This is a genomic window from Massilia sp. IC2-477 (genome assembly GCF_020707265.1).
Lineage (GTDB): Bacteria > Pseudomonadota > Gammaproteobacteria > Burkholderiales > Burkholderiaceae_D > Telluria.
This window is the reverse complement of the sequence record NZ_JAJFEQ010000003.1, coordinates 365,549-383,177: the sequence shown is the minus strand read 5'-3', so window position 1 is coordinate 383,177 and position 17,629 is coordinate 365,549. Positions and strand designations below refer to the sequence as shown.

General features: G+C 66.2%; 17 protein-coding genes. 7 read left to right on the top strand and 10 right to left on the bottom strand.

Annotated elements, in window-relative coordinates:
• Positions 1-807 carry a head GIN domain-containing protein gene (locus LK542_RS07870; RefSeq protein ID WP_227811458.1) on the top strand — a complete coding sequence of 269 codons (807 nt, stop codon included), beginning with the start codon at positions 1-3 and terminating at the stop codon, positions 805-807.
• Here the strand turns inward: LK542_RS07870 and LK542_RS07865 are convergent.
• A complete protein-coding gene (locus LK542_RS07865) occupies positions 791-2,038 on the bottom strand; it encodes a TIGR03862 family flavoprotein (RefSeq protein WP_227811457.1) in 1,248 nt (415 codons plus the stop codon). The genes LK542_RS07870 and LK542_RS07865 overlap by 17 nt on opposite strands.
• 132 nt (positions 2,039-2,170) lie before the next feature.
• Here LK542_RS07865 and LK542_RS07860 point away from each other — a divergent pair, with 132 nt between their 5' ends.
• The 5 genes from LK542_RS07860 (at position 2,171) to dctP (ending at position 5,184) form a co-directional block, all read left to right on the top strand.
• Entirely contained in the window at positions 2,171-2,557 is a 387-nt protein-coding gene (locus LK542_RS07860) for a hypothetical protein (RefSeq protein ID WP_227811456.1), read from the top strand.
• Positions 2,554-2,757, top strand: coding sequence for a helix-turn-helix transcriptional regulator (locus tag LK542_RS07855; protein ID WP_227803058.1), 204 nt, complete (start codon positions 2,554-2,556; stop codon positions 2,755-2,757). The genes LK542_RS07860 and LK542_RS07855 overlap by 4 nt, the downstream gene beginning before the upstream one ends.
• Positions 2,754-3,695, top strand: coding sequence for an alpha/beta fold hydrolase (locus LK542_RS07850; protein ID WP_227811455.1), 942 nt, complete (start codon positions 2,754-2,756; stop codon positions 3,693-3,695). The genes LK542_RS07855 and LK542_RS07850 overlap by 4 nt, the downstream gene beginning before the upstream one ends.
• Positions 3,696-3,713: 18 nt before the next feature.
• Entirely contained in the window at positions 3,714-3,926 is a 213-nt protein-coding gene (locus LK542_RS07845) for a hypothetical protein (protein WP_227803060.1), read from the top strand.
• Positions 3,927-4,167: 241 nt separating this feature from the next.
• The gene (gene dctP, locus LK542_RS07840; protein WP_227811454.1) at positions 4,168-5,184 is read left to right on the top strand and encodes a TRAP transporter substrate-binding protein DctP; all 1,017 of its coding nucleotides are present in this window, start codon (positions 4,168-4,170) and stop codon (positions 5,182-5,184) included.
• A gap of 141 nt (positions 5,185-5,325) precedes the next feature.
• Here dctP and moaD read toward each other — a convergent pair whose 3' ends face one another.
• The 6 genes from moaD to LK542_RS07810 form a co-directional block, all read right to left on the bottom strand.
• Entirely contained in the window at positions 5,326-5,583 is a 258-nt protein-coding gene (gene moaD / locus LK542_RS07835) for a molybdopterin converting factor subunit 1 (protein WP_227803062.1), read from the bottom strand.
• A 7-nt stretch (positions 5,584-5,590) separates the two neighbouring features.
• Positions 5,591-6,823 carry a gephyrin-like molybdotransferase Glp gene (gene glp, locus LK542_RS07830; RefSeq protein ID WP_227811453.1) on the bottom strand — a complete coding sequence of 411 codons (1,233 nt, stop codon included), beginning with the start codon at positions 6,821-6,823 and terminating at the stop codon, positions 5,591-5,593.
• A gap of 13 nt (positions 6,824-6,836) precedes the next feature.
• The gene (gene thrC, locus LK542_RS07825; protein WP_227811452.1) at positions 6,837-8,312 is read right to left on the bottom strand and encodes a threonine synthase; all 1,476 of its coding nucleotides are present in this window, start codon (positions 8,310-8,312) and stop codon (positions 6,837-6,839) included.
• A gap of 221 nt (positions 8,313-8,533) precedes the next feature.
• The gene (locus tag LK542_RS07820) at positions 8,534-9,922 is read right to left on the bottom strand and encodes an L-serine ammonia-lyase (RefSeq protein ID WP_227803065.1); all 1,389 of its coding nucleotides are present in this window, start codon (positions 9,920-9,922) and stop codon (positions 8,534-8,536) included.
• Positions 9,923-9,972: 50 nt separating this feature from the next.
• Complete coding sequence (locus LK542_RS07815; RefSeq protein ID WP_227811451.1) at positions 9,973-10,929, bottom strand: NAD-dependent epimerase/dehydratase family protein; 957 nt, start codon at positions 10,927-10,929, stop codon at positions 9,973-9,975.
• A gap of 15 nt (positions 10,930-10,944) precedes the next feature.
• Positions 10,945-12,150 (bottom strand): glycine C-acetyltransferase, encoded by a 1,206-nt coding sequence (locus LK542_RS07810; protein ID WP_227811450.1) that lies wholly within the window; start codon positions 12,148-12,150, stop codon positions 10,945-10,947.
• A 184-nt stretch (positions 12,151-12,334) separates the two neighbouring features.
• Here LK542_RS07810 and LK542_RS07805 point away from each other — a divergent pair, with 184 nt between their 5' ends.
• The gene (locus LK542_RS07805) at positions 12,335-12,910 is read left to right on the top strand and encodes a helix-turn-helix domain-containing protein (protein WP_227811449.1); all 576 of its coding nucleotides are present in this window, start codon (positions 12,335-12,337) and stop codon (positions 12,908-12,910) included.
• A gap of 154 nt (positions 12,911-13,064) precedes the next feature.
• Here LK542_RS07805 and LK542_RS07800 read toward each other — a convergent pair whose 3' ends face one another.
• From LK542_RS07800 to LK542_RS07790, 3 genes are all read right to left on the bottom strand, one after another.
• On the bottom strand, positions 13,065-15,248 hold the full coding sequence (locus tag LK542_RS07800; protein ID WP_374040128.1) for a prolyl oligopeptidase family protein: 2,184 nt from the start codon (positions 15,246-15,248) through the stop codon (positions 13,065-13,067).
• Between the two features lie 148 nt (positions 15,249-15,396).
• Positions 15,397-16,788, bottom strand: a complete 1,392-nt coding sequence (locus tag LK542_RS07795) for a tetratricopeptide repeat protein (RefSeq protein WP_227811447.1) — start codon at positions 16,786-16,788, stop codon at positions 15,397-15,399.
• Positions 16,789-16,958: 170 nt separating this feature from the next.
• Positions 16,959-17,621 (bottom strand): PolC-type DNA polymerase III, encoded by a 663-nt coding sequence (locus LK542_RS07790; protein ID WP_227811446.1) that lies wholly within the window; start codon positions 17,619-17,621, stop codon positions 16,959-16,961.
• Positions 17,622-17,629: the final 8 nt, after the last annotated feature.

Below are 17,629 nucleotides of genomic sequence, written 5' to 3'. Positions count from 1 at the left end.
ATGCGCGCACTCCTGAAAGTCGGGTTCAGCCTGCTGTTGCTGGCCTTTGTCCTGATCGGCCTGAGCTACGCCATGTTGCGCGCCAACGGCGTCACCGCCAAGGCCGAGGGCCGGCAGGTCTCGAGCGAATCGCGCGAGGTGCCGGCCGGGGTCAGCTCGGTCGAGCTGGAAGGCCCGATCAACCTGAACCTGCGCTACGGCGCCGCGCCCTCGATGAAGGTGCGGGGCGAGGCCCGCCTGCTGAACAATATCGATGTGTCGAACGATGACGAAGTCCTGCACATCGGCATCCGCGGCATGGTGCTGAGCCACCGCCATCCGATCGAGGTCGAGCTGGTGCTGCCGCGCCTGGAAAGTATCAAGGTGGACGGCGGCGGCGACAGCAGCGTCAACGGCTTCTCGGGCGACCGCATCGAGGTCCGCATGGAAGGCCGCGGCAGCCTGCGCTTCAACGGTCGCTTCCGCGAGGTGGATGCGGCCCTGAGCGGCAACGGTGAACTCGATCTGAACGCCGGCTCCGGCATCGAACGCTTCGAAGCCGTGCTCACCGGCGCCGGCCACATGACCATCGTCGGCAGCACCCGCGAGCTGCACGCCAACGCCAGCGGTTCGGGCGAACTCGATGCGCGCCACCTGCGCGCCGAGCGTGTGGAGGTCAGCCAGACCGGCTCCGGCCGCAGCTCCGTGCATGCGCGCCAGACCTTTAGCGCTTCGCTGTCGGGCAATGGCGACGTCGAGGTCACAGGCAATCCGGCCGAACGCAGCGTCAGCCGCACCGGCGACGGGGCGGTTACTTTTTCTGATTGAGCCAGGTTAGAACGTCCTGTCCGGCGGCGCGGCCGCTGCCGAAGCAGGCGGTCAACAGGTAGCCGCCGGTCGGCGCCTCCCAGTCGATCATCTCTCCCGCCACGAATAGCCCGGGCAGCGCGCGCAGCATCGCGCTGCCTTCGGCCAGGGCGTCGAAGCGCACCCCGCCGGCGCTGCTGATCGCTTCATCGATCGGCCGCGGGCGCCTCAATACCAGCGGCAGCGCCTTGAGCGCGGCCGCCAGCGTTTGTGGGTCGGCGTATTCATCCTTTGACAGGCATTCGTGCAGCAGACCGGCTTTCACGCCCTTGATTCCCAGGCGGCCAGCGAGGTGGCTGGACAGCGAGCGCGAGCCGCGCGGACGCGCCACCTCGGCCGCCACACGGTCCGCATCGAAGTCCGGCAGCAGGTCGAGCCAGATCGTGGCGCTGCCCTCCTCGGCGATCTGGTCGCGCAGCGGCGCCGAGATCGCGTACACCAGGCTGCCCTCGATGCCGGTCGCCGTGACCACGAACTGGCCCTGGCGCCGCACCAAGCAGCCGTCGCGGCCACGCCAGGCGATGGCGACGGTGGTAAGCGGCGCGCCCGCGTGCTTCTCGCTGAAGTGCGCGCTCCAGTCGACGTCGAAGCCGCAATTGGATGGTACGAGGGGCGCCACCTCGACTCCGCGCTCGGCCAGGAGTGGCGCCCAGGCGCCGTCCGAACCGAGGCGCGCCCAGCTGGCGCCGCCCAGGGCCAGCACCGTGGCGTCGGCCTCGACCAGGATTTCCCCGTCGGGCGAAGCCAGGCGCAGACGCCCGTCCTGCCAGCCGAGCCAGCGATGCCGCATGTGGAAACGCACCCCGGCCTCGCGCAGGCGGTGCAGCCAGGCGCGCAGCAGTGGCGCAGCCTTCATGTCCGTCGGGAATACGCGGCCGGAGCTGCCGACGAAGGTGTCGATGCCGAGGCCGTGGATCCAGTCGCGTACCGCCTGCGGGTCGAACGCCTCGAGCCAGCGCGCGACCTCGCGCTCACGGCTGCCATAGCGGCTGCGGAAGGCCTCGATCTCTTCCGAGTGCGTGATGTTCATGCCGCCCTTCCCCGCCAGCAGGAACTTGCGCCCGACGGACGCCATCGCATCGTAGACGTCGACCTGCACGCCGCCCGCCGCCAGCACTTCAGCCGCCATCAGGCCGGCGGGGCCGCCGCCGATCACGGCGACGCGTTGGGGTGGCTTGGTAAGCTGGCTCATCGAGACATCAAGGGAAGCAAAGGAGCGGCATTGTAGACGAGTTTGCCGCCTGCATAAAAATGTAAAGCGAGCTTGACATGTCTAGTTTCCTTGACTACGATGTCAAGCATACTTTACTTCACGGAGGATGTCATGCACGAAAAACGGGTGGGCCGGGCGTATATGCGCGAGATGCTGGGAGCGCTGGTGCTGTACACGGTGCTCTTGATGGCAGCAATCCGCTGGGGCCGGCCGATGGAAGAAGGCCCGGTGCGTACCCTGGTGCTGCTGTCGCCCATGATCGGCTTTGGCATGGCGCTGTGGGCCATCGCCCGGCATTTCGCGCGCGTCGACGAATACATCCGCCGCTTCCTGCTCGAGTCGCTGGCGCTCGGCGCCGGCATCACGGCCGGCCTCACCTTCACCTACGGCTTTCTCGAGACGGCGGGTTTCCCGCGGCTGTCGATGTTCACCGTGTGGTGCGTGCTGTGCGGCTCGACAGGCATCATCTGCGTCATCCGGCGCTGGACAGAGCGATGAACAACCATATCCGGACCCTGCGCGCCGAGCGCGGCTGGAGCCAGGCCCAGCTGGCCGACATGCTCGACGTCTCGCGCCAGAGCGTGAATGCTATCGAGACCGGGCGCTACGATCCCAGCCTGCCGCTTGCCTTCGCCATCGCCAGGCTATTCCAGTTACCGATCGAATCGATCTTCACCCCAGACCAGGAGCCAGCATGAAAGCCCAGTTGTTCACCGCATTGTTCGCCGCATCCTTCGCTTTCGCGCCGCCGGCCCTGTCCCAGCAGGCGCCGCCGCAGCCGAACCGCTTCCTCGCCGCCCAGCCGGCAGCCGCCGAACGCTTCGAGATCAAGGGCATGCTGGTCGAGCGCCACGGCAGCGGCGCGCGCGCCCTGATCCTGGTGCCGGGCCTGTCCAGCGGCGGCTGGGTCTGGAGCCAGGTGGCGCGCGACTTCGCGCCCACCCACAGCGTCTACGTCGTGACCTTGCCCGGCTTCGATGGCCGTCCCGCGGTCGCGGGCGACCCGTTCGACGCCAGCCGCGACGCGCTGGCCGAACTGATTATTAGCCGCAAGCTGGTCGAACCGGTGCTGATCGGTCACAGCATCGGCGCCACGCTGGCCCTCGCGCTCGCCCAGGCAAGCCCGCAACAGATCGGCGGCGTGGTCGCCATCGACGGCCTGCCGGTGTTCCCGCGCACCGAAGACATGCCGCCCGAGCAGCGTGCCGTCATGGCGGACAAGACCCGCCAGCAGATGGCGGCCTTGACCGGACCTGCGTTCGCCGCCCAACAGCTGGCCTACATGCGCAGCATCGGCCTGGTCGACATGGGCAAGGCCGACGATGCCGCCCGCCTGAGTTCGCGCAGCGACCCGCAGGCGGTCGCCGCCTACATGGGCGCGGCGCTGGCGCGCGACCTGCGCCCGGGGCTGGCGCGCATCGAAGCGCCGGTGCTGGTACTGGCGCCCTATTTTGCGCCCGATGCGCCGCTCCTGAATAACATGACTGCAGCGGACAAGGTGGCGTATTATCGGGAACTGATGGCCGGCACGCCGAAGCTGGAAGTCGAGACCATCGACAAGGCGCGCCACTTCGCGATGATCGACCAGCCCGATGCGGTCAGCGCGGCCATCCGCCGATTCCTCGACCGCAAATAACACCGACAGGAGCACAGCATGCAGAAACTGATCCACTGGGGCGGACAATACCTGCTGGCGGCCGGCACGATGTTCGCGCTGCTGGTCTGCATCGACGTCTTCCTGCGCGGCGAAGCCTTCGCGACCGTCTGGCCGATGTCCCTGGCCTGGTCGCTGATGGCCGCCGGCATCTTCATCGCCTCGCGCTATTTCCGCAGCAATAGCGGCGCCCTGCCTCCCGGCCGGCGCTGAACGCTCACCCCTCCAAGCTGCATCAAGACGGAAACCCAGCGGCAGGCCATACTGCCGCCGGGACATCTGTATGGATTTGCCATATCTATAAGATTCCGCTTGACAATAGTTTTAACAGGAATATTCTTGTATCCGCTACAACGAACGATGGCTTCCCGCTCGACGAGGAAACCACGATTCGCCACAGCAGTTCGATTCAACATCTTGGAGGATGTGTATGTCGGTAATGACAAGGGCAGCAATGTCCCGTAGGGCTATGCTGGGCGCAATCGCGACCAGTCCACTCTGGATGCAGTCCGCCTGGGCGCAGCCAAACAACCTGAAAATCTCGCACCAGTTCCCCGGCGGCAGCATCGCCGAAGGCGATTTCCGTGACCGCTTGTGCCGCATGTTCGCGGCCAACGTCGAACGGCGCACCCGCGGCGGGCTGAAGTTCTCGATCTACCCAAGCTCGAGCCTGATGGCCCCGAACGCCCAGTTCGCGGCACTGCGCAGCGGCGGCCTCGATATGGCGCTGGTGCCGCTGTCGTATGCCGGCGCCGAGGCGCCGGAAGCGAACATCGGCCTGATGCCGGGCCTGGTCACCTCCTACGAGCAGGGTTACGGCTGGAAGAATGCGCCGGTCGGCAAGGAACTGACGCGCATCCTGCACGACCAGGGCCTGGTGGTGATCAGCTGGATCTGGCAGGCCGGCGGCGTCGCCTCGCGTAGCAAGCCGATCGTGCATCCGGAAGACGTGGCCGGCCTCAAGGTGCGCGGCGGCTCGCACGAGATGGACCGCCTGCTGGCCGACGCCGGCGCCACCGTGGTCAACATGCCCTCGAACGAGATCCAGGCCGCGATGCGCGCAGGTAGCCTGGACGCGGCGCTCACATCTTCGACTTCGCTCATTTCCTTCCGCCTGCAGGAGTCCGCACGCGCGCTCACCACGGCGCGCGGCGGCGCCTACTGGTTCATGTTCGAGCCCCTGATGATGTCGCGCACCGTGTTCGACCGCCTCAGCAAGCAGCAGCAGGCGGCGGTGATGGCGGTGGGCGCGGAACTGGAAGGCTTTGCGCGCAAGGCGGCGCGTGCCGACGATGCGGCGGTGGCGGCGGTGTATGCCAAGACCGGCGCCCAGATCGTCGACATGAATGCGGAAGCCCTGCGCAAGTGGCAGGCGGTGGCGCGTACCAATGCCTGGCGCGAGTACGCCGAGCGCAGCGCCAACTGCGCCAAACTGCTGCAGCTGGCGGAGCAGTCGATCGCAATGATCTGACCGTAGGGTGTTCGGCTTTGCCGAACGCGCGTTCAACTAGCGGATGCGTCGTGGATGCGCATATTCCGGTTGAACGCGCGGTCGGCGTAGCGTGATCTGGTCCACCTGACCGTGATCTAGTCCACTGGACTAGATCACCCCCTACCCACCTGTCACCGGCGGGAAGAACGCCACCTCGGCCCCGTCGACGACTGCCGTCTCGGGGCCGCACATCACCTGGTTGCAGGCCATGCGCACGGCGCGGTCCTGTCCCAGCGCTTCGGCCCACGCGCCGCCGCGCGCGACCAGCGCATCGCGCACCGCTCCCACCGTCGCTGCCTCACCGGGCAGTTCCAGGCTGTCCTGGCCGGTGCCGAGCTTCTCGCGCACCGATGCGAAGTATTTCAAGCTGATCTTCATGGCCATCCTAATGCTGCAGTTCGGCGAAGGGGATGAAGCGCACCAGGTCGCCCTCGGCGATCGACTGGCCCGGCGGATTGTCCACCAGCCCGTCGCCCCAGACGGTAGAGGTGAGCACGCCCGAGCCCTGGTTCGGGAACAGGTCGAGGCCACCGGCAGCATTCACGCGTACGCGCAGGAATTCGTTGCGGCGGTCGGCCTTGGGCAGTGCGAAATCGGCGCGCATCACGTAGCCGCGCGGCTCCACCTGCCCAGTCGCACCCTGCAGTCGCAACAGGAAGGGGCGCACGAACAGCAGGAAGGTGATGAAGCTCGATACGGGGTTGCCCGGAAGGCCGATAAAGTAAGCAGCTCCAGTGGAGCTGCTTACGCAAGTGCCATCCTCCCGCTTGATTTCCCCGAAAGCCAGCGGCTTGCCCGGCTTGACGGCGATCTGCCACATGTTCAGGCGCCCTGCCGCTTCCACCGCCGGCTTGATGTGGTCCTCTTCGCCGACCGAGACGCCGCCCGAGGTAATGATCAGGTCATGCTCTTGTGCCGCCTCGCGCAAGGTGGCGCGGGTCGCTTCCAGCGAATCGGGCACGATGCCGTAGTCGGTGAATTCACAGCCGAAGTTTTCCAGTAGTCCGCGCAGGGTGAAGCGGTTGGAGTTGTAGATAGCGCCTGGCTTCAAAGGGTCGCCCGGCATGGCCAGTTCATCGCCCGTGAAGAACACGGCGACGCGCACGCGGCGCAGCACCGGCAGTTGGGCCAGGCCGACGGAGGCGGCCAGGCCCAGCTCCTGGCTGCGCAGGCGGGTGCCCGCCGGCAGGATGACCGAGCCGGCAGCCACGTCTTCGCCGGTGCGCCGGATCCATTCGCCGCTGCGCGGCGTGTGACGTACGGTGACGCTGTCGCCCACCGCTTCGCACTGTTCCTGCATCACCACCGCATCGGCGCCCGGCGGAATCAGGGCGCCGGTGAAGATGCGGGCCGCGGTGCCGGGCTCCAGCGGCTCGCCGACCGTGCCCGCAGGGATGCGCTGGGCTACCCGCAGGGTCGCGCTGCCGCTCACGCAGTCGGCGGCGCGCACCGCGTAGCCGTCCATCTGGGTGTTGTCGGCGGACGGCACGTTGATGGTCGCAAGCTGGTCTTCGGCCAGCACGCGGCCGTTCGCCGCCAATGTCGGCACCAGCTCGGTACCACTAACGGCGCGCGCCGCATCGAGCAGTTGGCTCAGCGCCTCGCGTACGGACAGCATCGGGGCCTTCATCTCACAGCCCCGTGTGGTCGGCGATATAGGCCTTCATGCTGTCCACACTCGGCCGCATGACGACGAAACGCTGCGGCAGCGACTCGATGTTCTCGAAGCCGGCGGGGCGCTCGGCGTCCGTGCCCAGCGCTTCCAGGATGGTCTCGTTGAACTTGGCGGCCAGCGCGGTTTCCAGCACGATCATGGGAACGCCAGGCTGCATGTGTTCGCGCGCGACCTTGATGCCGTCCGCGGTGTGGGTGTCGATGGTGATGCCGTAGTCGTCCGCCACGTCGCGGATCGTCGCCAGGCGGTCGGCATGCGTCGACTTGCCCGAGGCGAAGCCATATTGGCCTACGAGTTTCCATTCGTCGCCGTCGCTGCCCGGGGCGCCCGACAGGTCGAAGCCGCCATGGGTGTCGACCTTCTTGAACAGCGCGTGGGTGCGCTCGGCATCGCGGCCCACCAGTTCGTACACGAAGCGTTCGAAGTTGGAGGCCTTCGAGATGTCCATCGAGGGGCTGCTGGTGTGGTAGGTCTCGGATGGTTTACGCACGCGGTAGACACCCGTGCGGAAGAATTCGTCGAGCACGTCGTTCTCGTTGGTGGCGGCGACCAGTTTGTCGATCGGCAGGCCCATCATGCGGGCGATGTGGCCGGCGCAGATGTTGCCGAAGTTCCCCGACGGGACGGTGAACGAGACCTTCTGGTCATTACTGGTGGTGGCTGCCAGGTAGCCGCGGAAGTAATAGACCACCTGCGCGACCACGCGTGCCCAGTTGATCGAGTTGACGGTGCCGATCTTGTGGCGCGCCTTGAAGGACAGGTCGTTCGATACGGCCTTGACCATGTCCTGGCAATCGTCGAACACGCCTTCGACAGCGATGTTGAAGATGTTCGGGTCCTGCAGGCTGAACATCTGGGCGGTCTGGAAGGCGCTCATCTTCTTGTGCGGCGACAGCATGAACACGCGCACGCCGCGCTTGCCGCGCATTGCATATTCTGCCGCGCTGCCGGTGTCGCCCGAAGTGGCGCCGAAGATGTTCAGCTCATCGTTGTTCTTCGCCAGTGCGTATTCGAACAGGTTGCCGAGCAGTTGCATGGCCATGTCCTTGAAGGCCAGGGTCGGGCCGTTCGACAGGGCCTGCAGCACCAGCTTGCCCTGCACACCGTCTTCCAGCACGCGCAGCGGGGTGATCTCGCTCGCCGACTCGTCGACGCGCGCATTGCGGTAGACCTCCGGGGTATAGGTCTTCGCGGTCAGGGCGCGCAGGTCTTCGTCGGGGATGTCGGTCGCGAATTTACGCAGGATTTCGTAAGCCAGTTCCGCGTAGGAGAGCTTGCGCCAGGCATCGAGCTCCTCCCCGCTGACCTGCGGGTAGCTTTCAGGCAGATACAGGCCGCCGTCCGGGGCCAGGCCCGCCAGCAGGATGTCGGAGAAACGCTGGGGATTGCGTGCTGCGGACGCGCTGGTTGCGCGGGTGGAGACGTAATGCATACGGTAGGAGATCCGGTTGTGGCCAAAGTTGAACTTTTATTATAGCCCCCGTTGGGGGCGTATGCTGTGGTGCAAAAAAAACCGGCGGGTTTTGCTCACGAGATTGGATCCCGGCCTGCGCCGGGATGACGGTTCGAAGGCGAGCGGTGGAATGTCACAACCGTAGTCCGCTACATAGGCACGTCATCCCGGCGAAGGCCGGGATCCAAGTTGGCTCTACGTCAGCAAGCGGCGTGGTTCACCGTCACCACGTGCACCGCCAGGCCACCCAGCGAGGTTTCCTTGTACTTCACCTGCATGTCGGCGCCGGTCTGGCGCATGGTCTCGATCACGTTATCCAGGCTGACGAAGTGGGTGCCATCCCCCTTCATGGCGAGCGAGGCCGCGGTGATCGCCTTGATCGCCCCCATGCCATTGCGCTCGATGCAGGGAATCTGCACCAGGCCGCCGATCGGGTCGCAGGTCATGCCGAGGTGGTGTTCGATGCCGATCTCCGCCGCGTTCTCGATGCGTTCGTTGGAACCGCCCAGCGCTGCCACCAGCCCGGCGGCGGCCATCGCGCAGGCCACGCCCACTTCGCCCTGGCAGCCGATTTCGGCGCCCGAGATCGAGGCGTTCTTCTTGCACAGCATGCCGATCGCGGCGGACGTTAGCAGGAAGTCGCGGATACCCTTGGCCGGATCGCTCGGGCAGCAGTCTTCAGCGTAATAGCGCAGTACCGCCGGAATGATGCCCGCCGCGCCGTTGGTCGGCGCGGTGACGACCCGGCCGCCGGCCGCGTTTTCCTCATTGACCGCCATCGCATACAAGGTCACATGGTGCGTCGCATCATGCGGCAGCTCGTTGACGCGCTTGCCCTCGGTGCAGTGGGCCTGCTTCCACAGCTTGGCGGCGCGGCGCTTGACGTTCAGGCCACCCGGCAGCTGACCTTCGGTGACCAGGCCATGCGCGATACAGTCGCGCATGACTTCCCAGATCCGGTCCAGGCCCGCGTCCAGTTCAGCCTCGCTCATGCGCGCCAGCTCGTTCGCACGCAGCATGTGCGGGATCGACAGGCCGTGCTCGCGGCCCTGGGCCAGCAGCTCGGCCATGGTGTTGAACGGGAACGGCACCGCTACCCCCGGCGCCTCGTTGGCGCGGCCCTGGCTTTCGCCGGCGGCCGTGATGAAGCCACCTCCGACCGAATAATAGATGCGTTCGATGATGCTGCCGTCCGCCAGCTGCAGCACGAACTTCATGCCGTTCGGGTGTTCGGGCAGGGTCGACTGCTTGTGCCACACCAGGCCTGTGCGGTACTGGAACGGCACTTCCTTGCTACCCAGCAGCCGGAGCTTGCCGTCCATCTCCGCTTCGGCCAGCTTGTCCTCGACCGCATCCGGGTCGACGCCCTGCGGCGTCTCGCCCATCAGGCCCAGGATCACGGCCTTGTCGGTGGCGTGGCCGACACCGGTCAGGGCCAGCGACCCGTACAGGTGGGCCTCGACGCCGACGGCGTTCTCCAGCGAGCCGCACTCCAGTAGGAAGCGGCGCGCCGCCACCATCGGACCCACTGTGTGGGAGCTCGATGGCCCGATACCGATCTTGAACAGATCAAAAACGCTCATGTCCATCTTGTTGTCTCGACTATCCGGTTTTTATTATTGTATTGATGCGGTGACGTTCAGGCAGCGATGCCCACGTCGACGTTCTTCAGCATGCTGTCTACCATCTCTTCCACACCGATGCGCGCCTTCCAGCCCCAGTCGCTCGTGGCGCGGCTGTCGTCCAGGCTCTTCGGCCAGGAATCCGCAATCTGCTGGCGGCTGTCCGGCTTGTAGGCGATCTCGAAGCCAGGTACCGCCTTCTTGATGGCGGCCGCCAGTTCGCGCGGGTTGAAGGACACGCCCGCCACGTTGTACGAAGAGCGGATCGCGACCTTCTCGCTTGGCGCGTCCATCAGCTCGATGGTGGCGCGGATCGCGTCCGGCATGTAGATCATCGGCAGCGTGGTTTCCGGGCCCAGGAAGCACTCGTAGGTCTCGCCCTTGAGGGCCGAGTGGAAGATGGCGATCGCGTAGTCGGTGGTGCCGCCGCCCGGAGGCGACTTGAAGCTGATGATGCCCGGATAGCGGATCGAACGCACGTCCACGCCGTACTTGCTGTGATAGTACTCGCACAGGCGCTCGCCGGCCAGCTTGCTGATGCCGTAGATCGAGGTCGGGTCCATCACCGCGTACTGCGGGGCCGGATCGGCCGGGGTGTTCGGGCCGAAGGCGGCGATCGACGAAGGCCAGAAGACCTTCAGCGGCTTGCCCGCCTCGCCACGCTCGCGCGCGACTTCCAGGATATTCAGCAGGCCATCCATGTTCAGGGTCCAGGCCTTGAGCGGTGCTTTTTCGCCGGTGGCCGACAGCAGCGCCGCCAGCTGGTAGACCTGGGTGATGCCTTCTACCTCGATCAGGCTGGAGAGGCGTTCGCGGTCGAGCACATCGAGCTGGGTGTAGCGCGCCGCGCCGTAGACGTTGGTGGCGCCGATGTCCGAGGCGATCACCTTGTCCGCGCCATGCTGCTCCGCCAGCGCGGTCACGAGTTCACTGCCGATCTGGCCGTTGGCGCCGATGATGAGGATGCGTTCCATTGTTCTGTTCCGTTCTTATTGATTCTTGAGGATGCCCAGCTCTTTGCCGGCTTGTTCGAAAGCTTTCAACACGGTGTCCAGCTGCTCGCGGGTGTGCGCGGCCGACAGCTGCACGCGCACGCGCGCCTGGCCCATCGGCACCACTGGGTAGAAGAAGCCCGACAGCAGCACGCCCAGCTCGAACATGCGGGCGGCGAATTTCTGGGCGATCGGCGCATCGAACAGCATCACCGGCACCACCGGGTGGGTGCCCGGCTTGATGGTGAAGCCGATGCGCTCGATCTCCTTGCGGAAGTAGGCGGTGTTCTCGTGCAGGCGGTCGCGCAGCTCGGTCGACTTCGAGATGCGGTCCAGGACCGACAGCGAGGCGCCGGCAATCATCGGCGCCAGGGTGTTCGAGAACAGGTAGGGGCGCGACTTCTGGCGCAGGGTCTCGATGACTTCCTTGCGGCCCGAGGTGAAGCCGCCCATCGCGCCGCCCAGGGCCTTTCCCAGGGTGCCGGTGATGATGTCGATCTTGCCGATCACGCCGCAGTGCTCGTGGGTGCCGCGCCCGGTCTTGCCCATGAAGCCGGAGGCGTGCGATTCGTCGATCATGGTCAGGGCGCCGTATTTTTCGGCCAGCTCGACGATCTTGTCCAGCTGGGCTATGGTGCCGTCCATCGAGAACACGCCGTCGGTGACGATGATCTTGTGGCGCTTGCCGGCTTCGGTAGCGGCGATCAGCTGCTTTTCCAGGTCGGCCATGTCGTTGTTGGCGTAGCGGTAGCGCGCGGCCTTGCACAGGCGGACGCCGTCGATGATCGAGGCGTGGTTCAGGGCGTCCGAGATGATCGCGTCGTTCTCGTCGAACAGCGGCTCGAACACGCCGCCGTTGGCGTCGAAAGCAGCCGCGTACAGGATGGTGTCTTCGGTGCCAAGGAATTCGGACAGCTTCTGCTCCAGTTCCTTGTGCACGGTCTGGGTGCCGCATATGAAGCGCACCGAGGACAAGCCGTAGCCGTATTTTTCCAGGGCGGCAGCAGCGGCCGTTGACGTCTGCTCGTCGCCGGACAGCCCCAGGTAGTTGTTGGCGCACATATTGATGAGCGTGCGGCCGTCCTGCGCCGTAACGATGGCGCCCTGGCGCGAAGCGATCACGCGCTCCGGCTTGAACAGGCCGTCGTTGCGCAGCGTCTCGAGTTTCGCTTGCAGGCCGCTATAAAATGCTTGATCGCTCATGTTGTTCCCACTCCCTGGTTGGTCCCGGCTTGACCGGCGGTTGGCGAATGTCGTATCGTCTGCTCGTTCGATTCAAGAAACCAAGTTCTGTATGTCGAACGAAAATTCAATATATTGAATCTTACCCCTAGCTAATGAACTTGGCAAGCCACGCTATAAGCATATTCAGGCATCGATTAAGGCAATGACCAAAACTCTAACAAATAACGCTCCGCCCGAAGTTGGCGCCACGCTACAGCGCCTCCGATTGGCGCGTGGCCTGACCCTGGAAGACCTGTCGCGTATCGCCGGGGTGTCCAAGTCGATGCTGTCGCAGATCGAGCGCGAAAAGGCCAATCCCACCATCGCCATCACCTGGCGCCTGGCCAATGCCCTGGGCGTGGAGATCGGCGAACTGTTGTCGTCCGAAGTGCGCGCGGTGGACCTGATCCGCGTGGTGGACGCCCACGAAACCCCCACCCTGCCCGGCGCCCACGCCGGCTACTCGCTGCGCATCCTGGGCCCGATGGACCTGGCGGGCAAGTACGAATGGTATGAACTGACCCTGGCGCCGGGCGGCGAAATGGCCTCGCAGGCGCACGATCCGGGGACCAAGGAGCACCTGACCGTCATTAGCGGGACGATCGAGCTCGAAGTGGGGGCTGAGAAGAAGAAGATCAAGCATGGGGGGACGGCGCGCTATCCGGCCGACCATGACCACGTGATTCGGAATGCGGGCAAGACCGAAGCCAAGGCGCTGTTGGTAGTTGTACAACGGTAGGGTGGGCGGGTCTTCCCGCCCACGCGGTCACAGCAAGATCAGACGCTACGAGCGTTCTTCGGCTAACTATCACCGCGTGGGCGGCAAGCCGCCCACCCTACGAAAAACAACGGCCACTCAGTGCGAGTGGCCGTTTTCACATCAGGGGGTCAGCTTATTTGCTACCGCCAACCGCCACCGGAGCGGCTTCGCCCACCTTCAGCTCACGCGCCAGGAAGCCCCAGCGATCCGCCACTTCCTCGATCTGCTTGGTGGTCGGCTTGCCCGCGCCGTGGCCAGCCTTGGTCTCGATGCGGATCAGAACCGGCGCGGCGCCGGCCTGCGCGGCCTGGGCGGCGGCGGCGAACTTGAAGCTGTGCGCCGGCACCACGCGGTCGTCGTGGTCGGCCGTGGTCACCATGGTGGCCGGGTAGCAGGTGCCCGGTTTCAGGTTATGCAGCGGCGAGTACTTGACCAGAGCCTTGAACTCGTCCGGGTTCTCCGACGAGCCGTAGTCCGAGGTCCAGGCCCAGCCGATGGTGAACTTGTGGAAGCGCAGCATGTCCATCACGCCCACGGCCGGCAGCGCCGCGCCGAACAGGTCCGGACGCTGGGTCATCGCGGCGCCCACCAGCAGGCCGCCGTTCGAGCCGCCTCCGATCGCCAGCTTCGACGGCGAGGTCACCTTGTTCGCCACCAGCCATTCGGCCGCGCCGATGAAGTCGTCGAACACGTTCTGCTTCTGCAGCTTGGTGCCGGCCTGGTGCCAGGCTTCGCCGTATTCGCCACCGCCGCGCAGGTTGGCCACCACGTAGACGCCGCCCATCTCCATCCAGGCCAGGTTGGCCGGCGAGAAGCCCGGGGTCATCGAGATGTTGAAGCCGCCGTAGCCGTACAGGTAGGTCGGGTTCTGGCCGTCCAGCTTCAGGCCCTTCTTCGAGACGATGAACATCGGGACCTTGGTGCCGTCCTTGCTGGTGTAGAACTGCTGGCGGGTCTCGTACTGCATTGGATCGAAGTCGACCTTCGGCTGGCGGAACACGGTGCTCTCGCCGTTCTTCAGGTTCAGGCGATAGATCGTGGTCGGGGTGGTAAAGCCGGCGAACGAGTAGAAGGTTTCGCTCTCGTTGCGCTTGCCCGACAGGCCGCCGACGGTGCCGATGCCCGGCAGCTTGATTTCGCGGACCAGCTTGCCCTTGAGGTCATGCACGCGCACGACGCTGCGCGCATCCTTCAGGTACTCGAGTACCAGCTGGTTGTTGATGATGTCGGCGCCGGCCAGGGTGTCGGGACTTTCGGCGACGATCTCCTTCCAGTTGCTCTCCTGCGGCTTGTTCACGTCGATCGCGATGATGCGCTTCTTCGGCGCGTTGCGGTCGGTGCTGAAGTAGAACACGCTGCCGATGTTGTCGATGAAGTGGTAGCCGGCGTCGAAGTTGTCGACCAGGTCGACCACCTTGGAGTCCGGCTTGCTCAGGTCCTTGTACGACACGCGGTACTTCGGCGCGGTGCCCTTGGTGGTCGTGATGATCAGGTAGCGGCCATCGTCGGTGGTATTGCCGCCGAAGCCCCATTCCTTCTGGTCCGGGCGGTCGTAGACCAGGGTGTCGCTGCTCTGCGGGGTGCCGAGGCGGTGGTAGTACAGCTTCTGGAAGTAGTTGACGTCGGCCAGCTTGGTGCTTTCCTTCGGCTCGTCGTAGCGGCTGTAGAAGAAGCCCTTGCCGTCCTTGGTCCAGGCGGTGCTGGAGAACTTGACCCACTTGATGTGGTCTTCCAGGTCCTTGCCGGACTCGATGTCGCGCACGCGGATCTCGTTCCAGTCCGAGCCCGAGGCCGCAACGCTGTAGGCCAGCAGCTTGCCGTCCGGGCTTGGTTCGACACCGGCCAGGGCCACCGTGCCGTCGCTCGACATGGTGTTCGGGTCGAGCAGCACGCGCGGGCTGTCGCCCAGGTTCTTCAGGGTGTACAGGACCGACTGGTTCTGCAGGCCGTCGTTGCGGGTGTAGAAGTAGCGGCCGCCTTCCTTGCCCGGCACGCTGTAGCGCTCGTAGTTCCACAGCTTGGTGAGGCGCTCGCGGATCGCCGCGCGCTGCGGGATCTGGGCCAGGTAGGCCTGCGTCACCTTGTTCTGGGCCGTCACCCATTCCTTGGTTTCAAGGCTGTTCGCGTCCTCGAGCCAGCGGTAGGGGTCGGCGACGGTAGTGCCGTGGTAGTTGTCAGCCTGGTCGACCTTCTTCGAGACCGGGTAGGTCACGGAGGCGTTTTTGGAACCAGGTGCGGGGCAGCTTTGTGCCAGCGCCGTGTTGGCGCCGAAGGCCGCCGCCAGCAGGGCGACGAGCGTTGCGTGTCTCAGGGTCATGTCGATCTCGTTCGAGTTATTCATGGGTTCGGCTTGCGCCGAGAGCCATCATAACGCGAATTGCCGGGCTCGCATATGCATGTCTTCCCCGTCAATACGGGAGGAAGCCGCAGGGCGACCCGCCCTGCATGCGCCGGAAGAAACGCCCTCAGGAGTTGGCTGCCGGGCGCTGGCCGTGCTGGTGGCGGCGCGCGGCGCGCACCCGGCTCACCAGGGCCCGCCCCCAGGGGCCGACGCCCGCGCCCAGGCGCCCGGCGACGCCGCGGTTGCGGCGGCCGTCCTGGCCGCCACTGGCGGCCAGGACCATCCACATGTAGGCGCGCAGCGGATCGCGCTCGACACCGCGGCCGCTGTTGACCATGCCGCCCAGGTTGTACTGGGCCAGCGTATGGCCCTGCTCGGCCGCCTGGCGGTACCAGTAGGTAGCGAGGGTGTCGTCGTGCGGCACGCCCTGGCCGTTGGCATACAGGACACCGAGGTTGTTCTGGGCGCTGGCGTCGCCCTGCTGGGCCGCGCGCCGGTACCACTCGGCGGCGCGCGCCTCGTCGCGCGGCACGCCCTCGCCCCGGGCGTACATGACGCCAAGGCTGAACTGGGCGTTGGCCGCGCCCTGCTCGGCCGCGCGCAGGTAGCATTCCAGGGCCCGCGCCGGGTCGCGGGGAGCGCCTCGGCCGGCGGTATACATGAGACCGGCGCAGTAGTTCGCCTGGACGTGGCCGCGCGCGGCGGCGCGCAGGAAGCAGTCGAGGGCCTGGCCGTCGCCGGCGCTGCCGTGGCCGGCGGCCAGCAGGGTGCCGAGGGCATAGTCGGCCTCGGTGTCGTGCTGGGCCGCGGCGCGTCCGAGCCAGGAAATGGCGCGGTCCGGGTCGGCCGGCACGCCCTGCCCATGGGCATAGGCCAACCCGAGGAAGCGCTGGGCCGCCGCGACGCCCTGGGCCGCGGCTTCGCGGAACCAGCACACGGCCTGGGCGTCATCGGCTTCGACGCCGTCGCCGCGGCGGTACATGAGGGCGAGGTTGAGCTGGCCCTGGCCATGGCCCTGGCTGGCGGCCTTGCGGAACCAGGCCATCGCCAGCGGGTGGCTGACCGGCACGCCCATGCCCTGCAGGTAGCATTCACCCAGCAGGTTCTGGGCGCTGGCCAGGCCCTGCTCGGCGGCGCGGTAGAACCAGCCGAATGCGACTTCGTGCGATTGCGGTACGCCCCGTCCCTTGCGGTAGAGCTGGCCCAGGTTCTGCTGGGCGGCCGGATCGCCCTGGGCGGCGGCGCGCCCGAACCAGCAGGCAGCGAGTTCGTCGCTGCGCGGAGCGCCGCGCCCGTTGCCATACATGGCGCCGAGGTGGTTCTGGGCCGCCGCCAGCCCCTGGCGCGCGGCGCGCCCTATCCAGTCGAAGGCGCGCGCGTCGTCGCGCTCGACGGCCTCGCCATGTTTGTAGAGCAGGCCGAGGTTGAACTGCGCATACGGATCGCCGCGCTCGGCGGCGGGCAGGAACCACTGGAAGACCTCGACCCCCTCGCGGGCAGCGTTCTGGCGATTCATCCCTACCCCCTTGCGGCCCAATGGAACCGTTTCACAACGCGGGCGCAGGATCGTCCGCCGTTGTTAAAATTTTAAGGAGTGCGACCCACCAGCAGTTTGCGTCCGCACAATCGTAGAGACGCGACGCGCGGGCAAAGACGTGGTATGCGCAGAACGCCGCGCGTGCGGGATCAGGCGGCCTGGGCCACGGTGGCGCGCCGTTCCCGCTCGAGGCTGGCGTATTTGTCCAGGAAGAGCGCGACCTTGGCCGCCGCCAGCTTGTTCACCGAGACCAGCAGGTCGGGCGCGACCTGCGGCAGGCCGTGGGTCGTGCCGAGATGGCGCGCCGCATGCAGCAGCACTTCGGCGGCGACTTCGGCGTCGGCCTCGGCCCGGTGGGCTGTGCCGCGAAACGGGATGCCGAGGCCGCTCGACAGATTGCCCAGCTTGTAGCTGGGCAGGCCCGGGAACAGGCGGCGCGCCAGTTTCAGCGAACACACCAGGCCGCAATGGCCGGTGGGACGGCCGATGCGCCAGCCTTCCGCCTTCAGGAACTTCTCGTCGAAGCTGGCATTGTGGGCCGACAGCATGTCGGCGCCGATGAAGTCGAGCAGCTCCGCCACCACCTTCTGGCTCGGCGGCGCGCTGTCGACCATGTCCTGGGTGATGCCGGTCAGCTGGGTGATGAAGGACGGAATGCGCACGCCGCAGTTCACCAGCGAGACATAGCGCTCGCGGATCTCGCCGCCGACGATGCGCAGCGCAGCCACTTCGGTGATGCGGTCGCCCATCTCGGGCGACAGGCCGGTGGTCTCGAAGTCGAGCATCACGATCGGGCGTTCAAACACACTCATGGTAGGTC

What these genes read in the sequence shown, in the direction of transcription:
- LK542_RS07870 (WP_227811458.1), top strand. Translation starts at nt 1, where the DNA reads ATGCGCGCACTCCTGAAAGTCGGGTTCAGCCTGCTGTTGCTGGCCTTT.
- LK542_RS07865 (WP_227811457.1), bottom strand. Translation starts at nt 2,038, where the DNA reads ATGAGCCAGCTTACCAAGCCACCCCAACGCGTCGCCGTGATCGGCGGC.
- LK542_RS07860 (WP_227811456.1), top strand. Translation starts at nt 2,171, where the DNA reads ATGCACGAAAAACGGGTGGGCCGGGCGTATATGCGCGAGATGCTGGGA.
- LK542_RS07855 (WP_227803058.1), top strand. Translation starts at nt 2,554, where the DNA reads ATGAACAACCATATCCGGACCCTGCGCGCCGAGCGCGGCTGGAGCCAG.
- LK542_RS07850 (WP_227811455.1), top strand. Translation starts at nt 2,754, where the DNA reads ATGAAAGCCCAGTTGTTCACCGCATTGTTCGCCGCATCCTTCGCTTTC.
- LK542_RS07845 (WP_227803060.1), top strand. Translation starts at nt 3,714, where the DNA reads ATGCAGAAACTGATCCACTGGGGCGGACAATACCTGCTGGCGGCCGGC.
- dctP (WP_227811454.1), top strand. Translation starts at nt 4,168, where the DNA reads ATGTCCCGTAGGGCTATGCTGGGCGCAATCGCGACCAGTCCACTCTGG.
- moaD (WP_227803062.1), bottom strand. Translation starts at nt 5,583, where the DNA reads ATGAAGATCAGCTTGAAATACTTCGCATCGGTGCGCGAGAAGCTCGGC.
- glp (WP_227811453.1), bottom strand. Translation starts at nt 6,823, where the DNA reads ATGCTGTCCGTACGCGAGGCGCTGAGCCAACTGCTCGATGCGGCGCGC.
- thrC (WP_227811452.1), bottom strand. Translation starts at nt 8,312, where the DNA reads ATGCATTACGTCTCCACCCGCGCAACCAGCGCGTCCGCAGCACGCAAT.
- LK542_RS07820 (WP_227803065.1), bottom strand. Translation starts at nt 9,922, where the DNA reads ATGGACATGAGCGTTTTTGATCTGTTCAAGATCGGTATCGGGCCATCG.
- LK542_RS07815 (WP_227811451.1), bottom strand. Translation starts at nt 10,929, where the DNA reads ATGGAACGCATCCTCATCATCGGCGCCAACGGCCAGATCGGCAGTGAA.
- LK542_RS07810 (WP_227811450.1), bottom strand. Translation starts at nt 12,150, where the DNA reads ATGAGCGATCAAGCATTTTATAGCGGCCTGCAAGCGAAACTCGAGACG.
- LK542_RS07805 (WP_227811449.1), top strand. Translation starts at nt 12,335, where the DNA reads ATGACCAAAACTCTAACAAATAACGCTCCGCCCGAAGTTGGCGCCACG.
- LK542_RS07800 (WP_374040128.1), bottom strand. Translation starts at nt 15,248, where the DNA reads ATGACCCTGAGACACGCAACGCTCGTCGCCCTGCTGGCGGCGGCCTTC.
- LK542_RS07795 (WP_227811447.1), bottom strand. Translation starts at nt 16,788, where the DNA reads ATGAATCGCCAGAACGCTGCCCGCGAGGGGGTCGAGGTCTTCCAGTGG.
- LK542_RS07790 (WP_227811446.1), bottom strand. Translation starts at nt 17,621, where the DNA reads ATGAGTGTGTTTGAACGCCCGATCGTGATGCTCGACTTCGAGACCACC.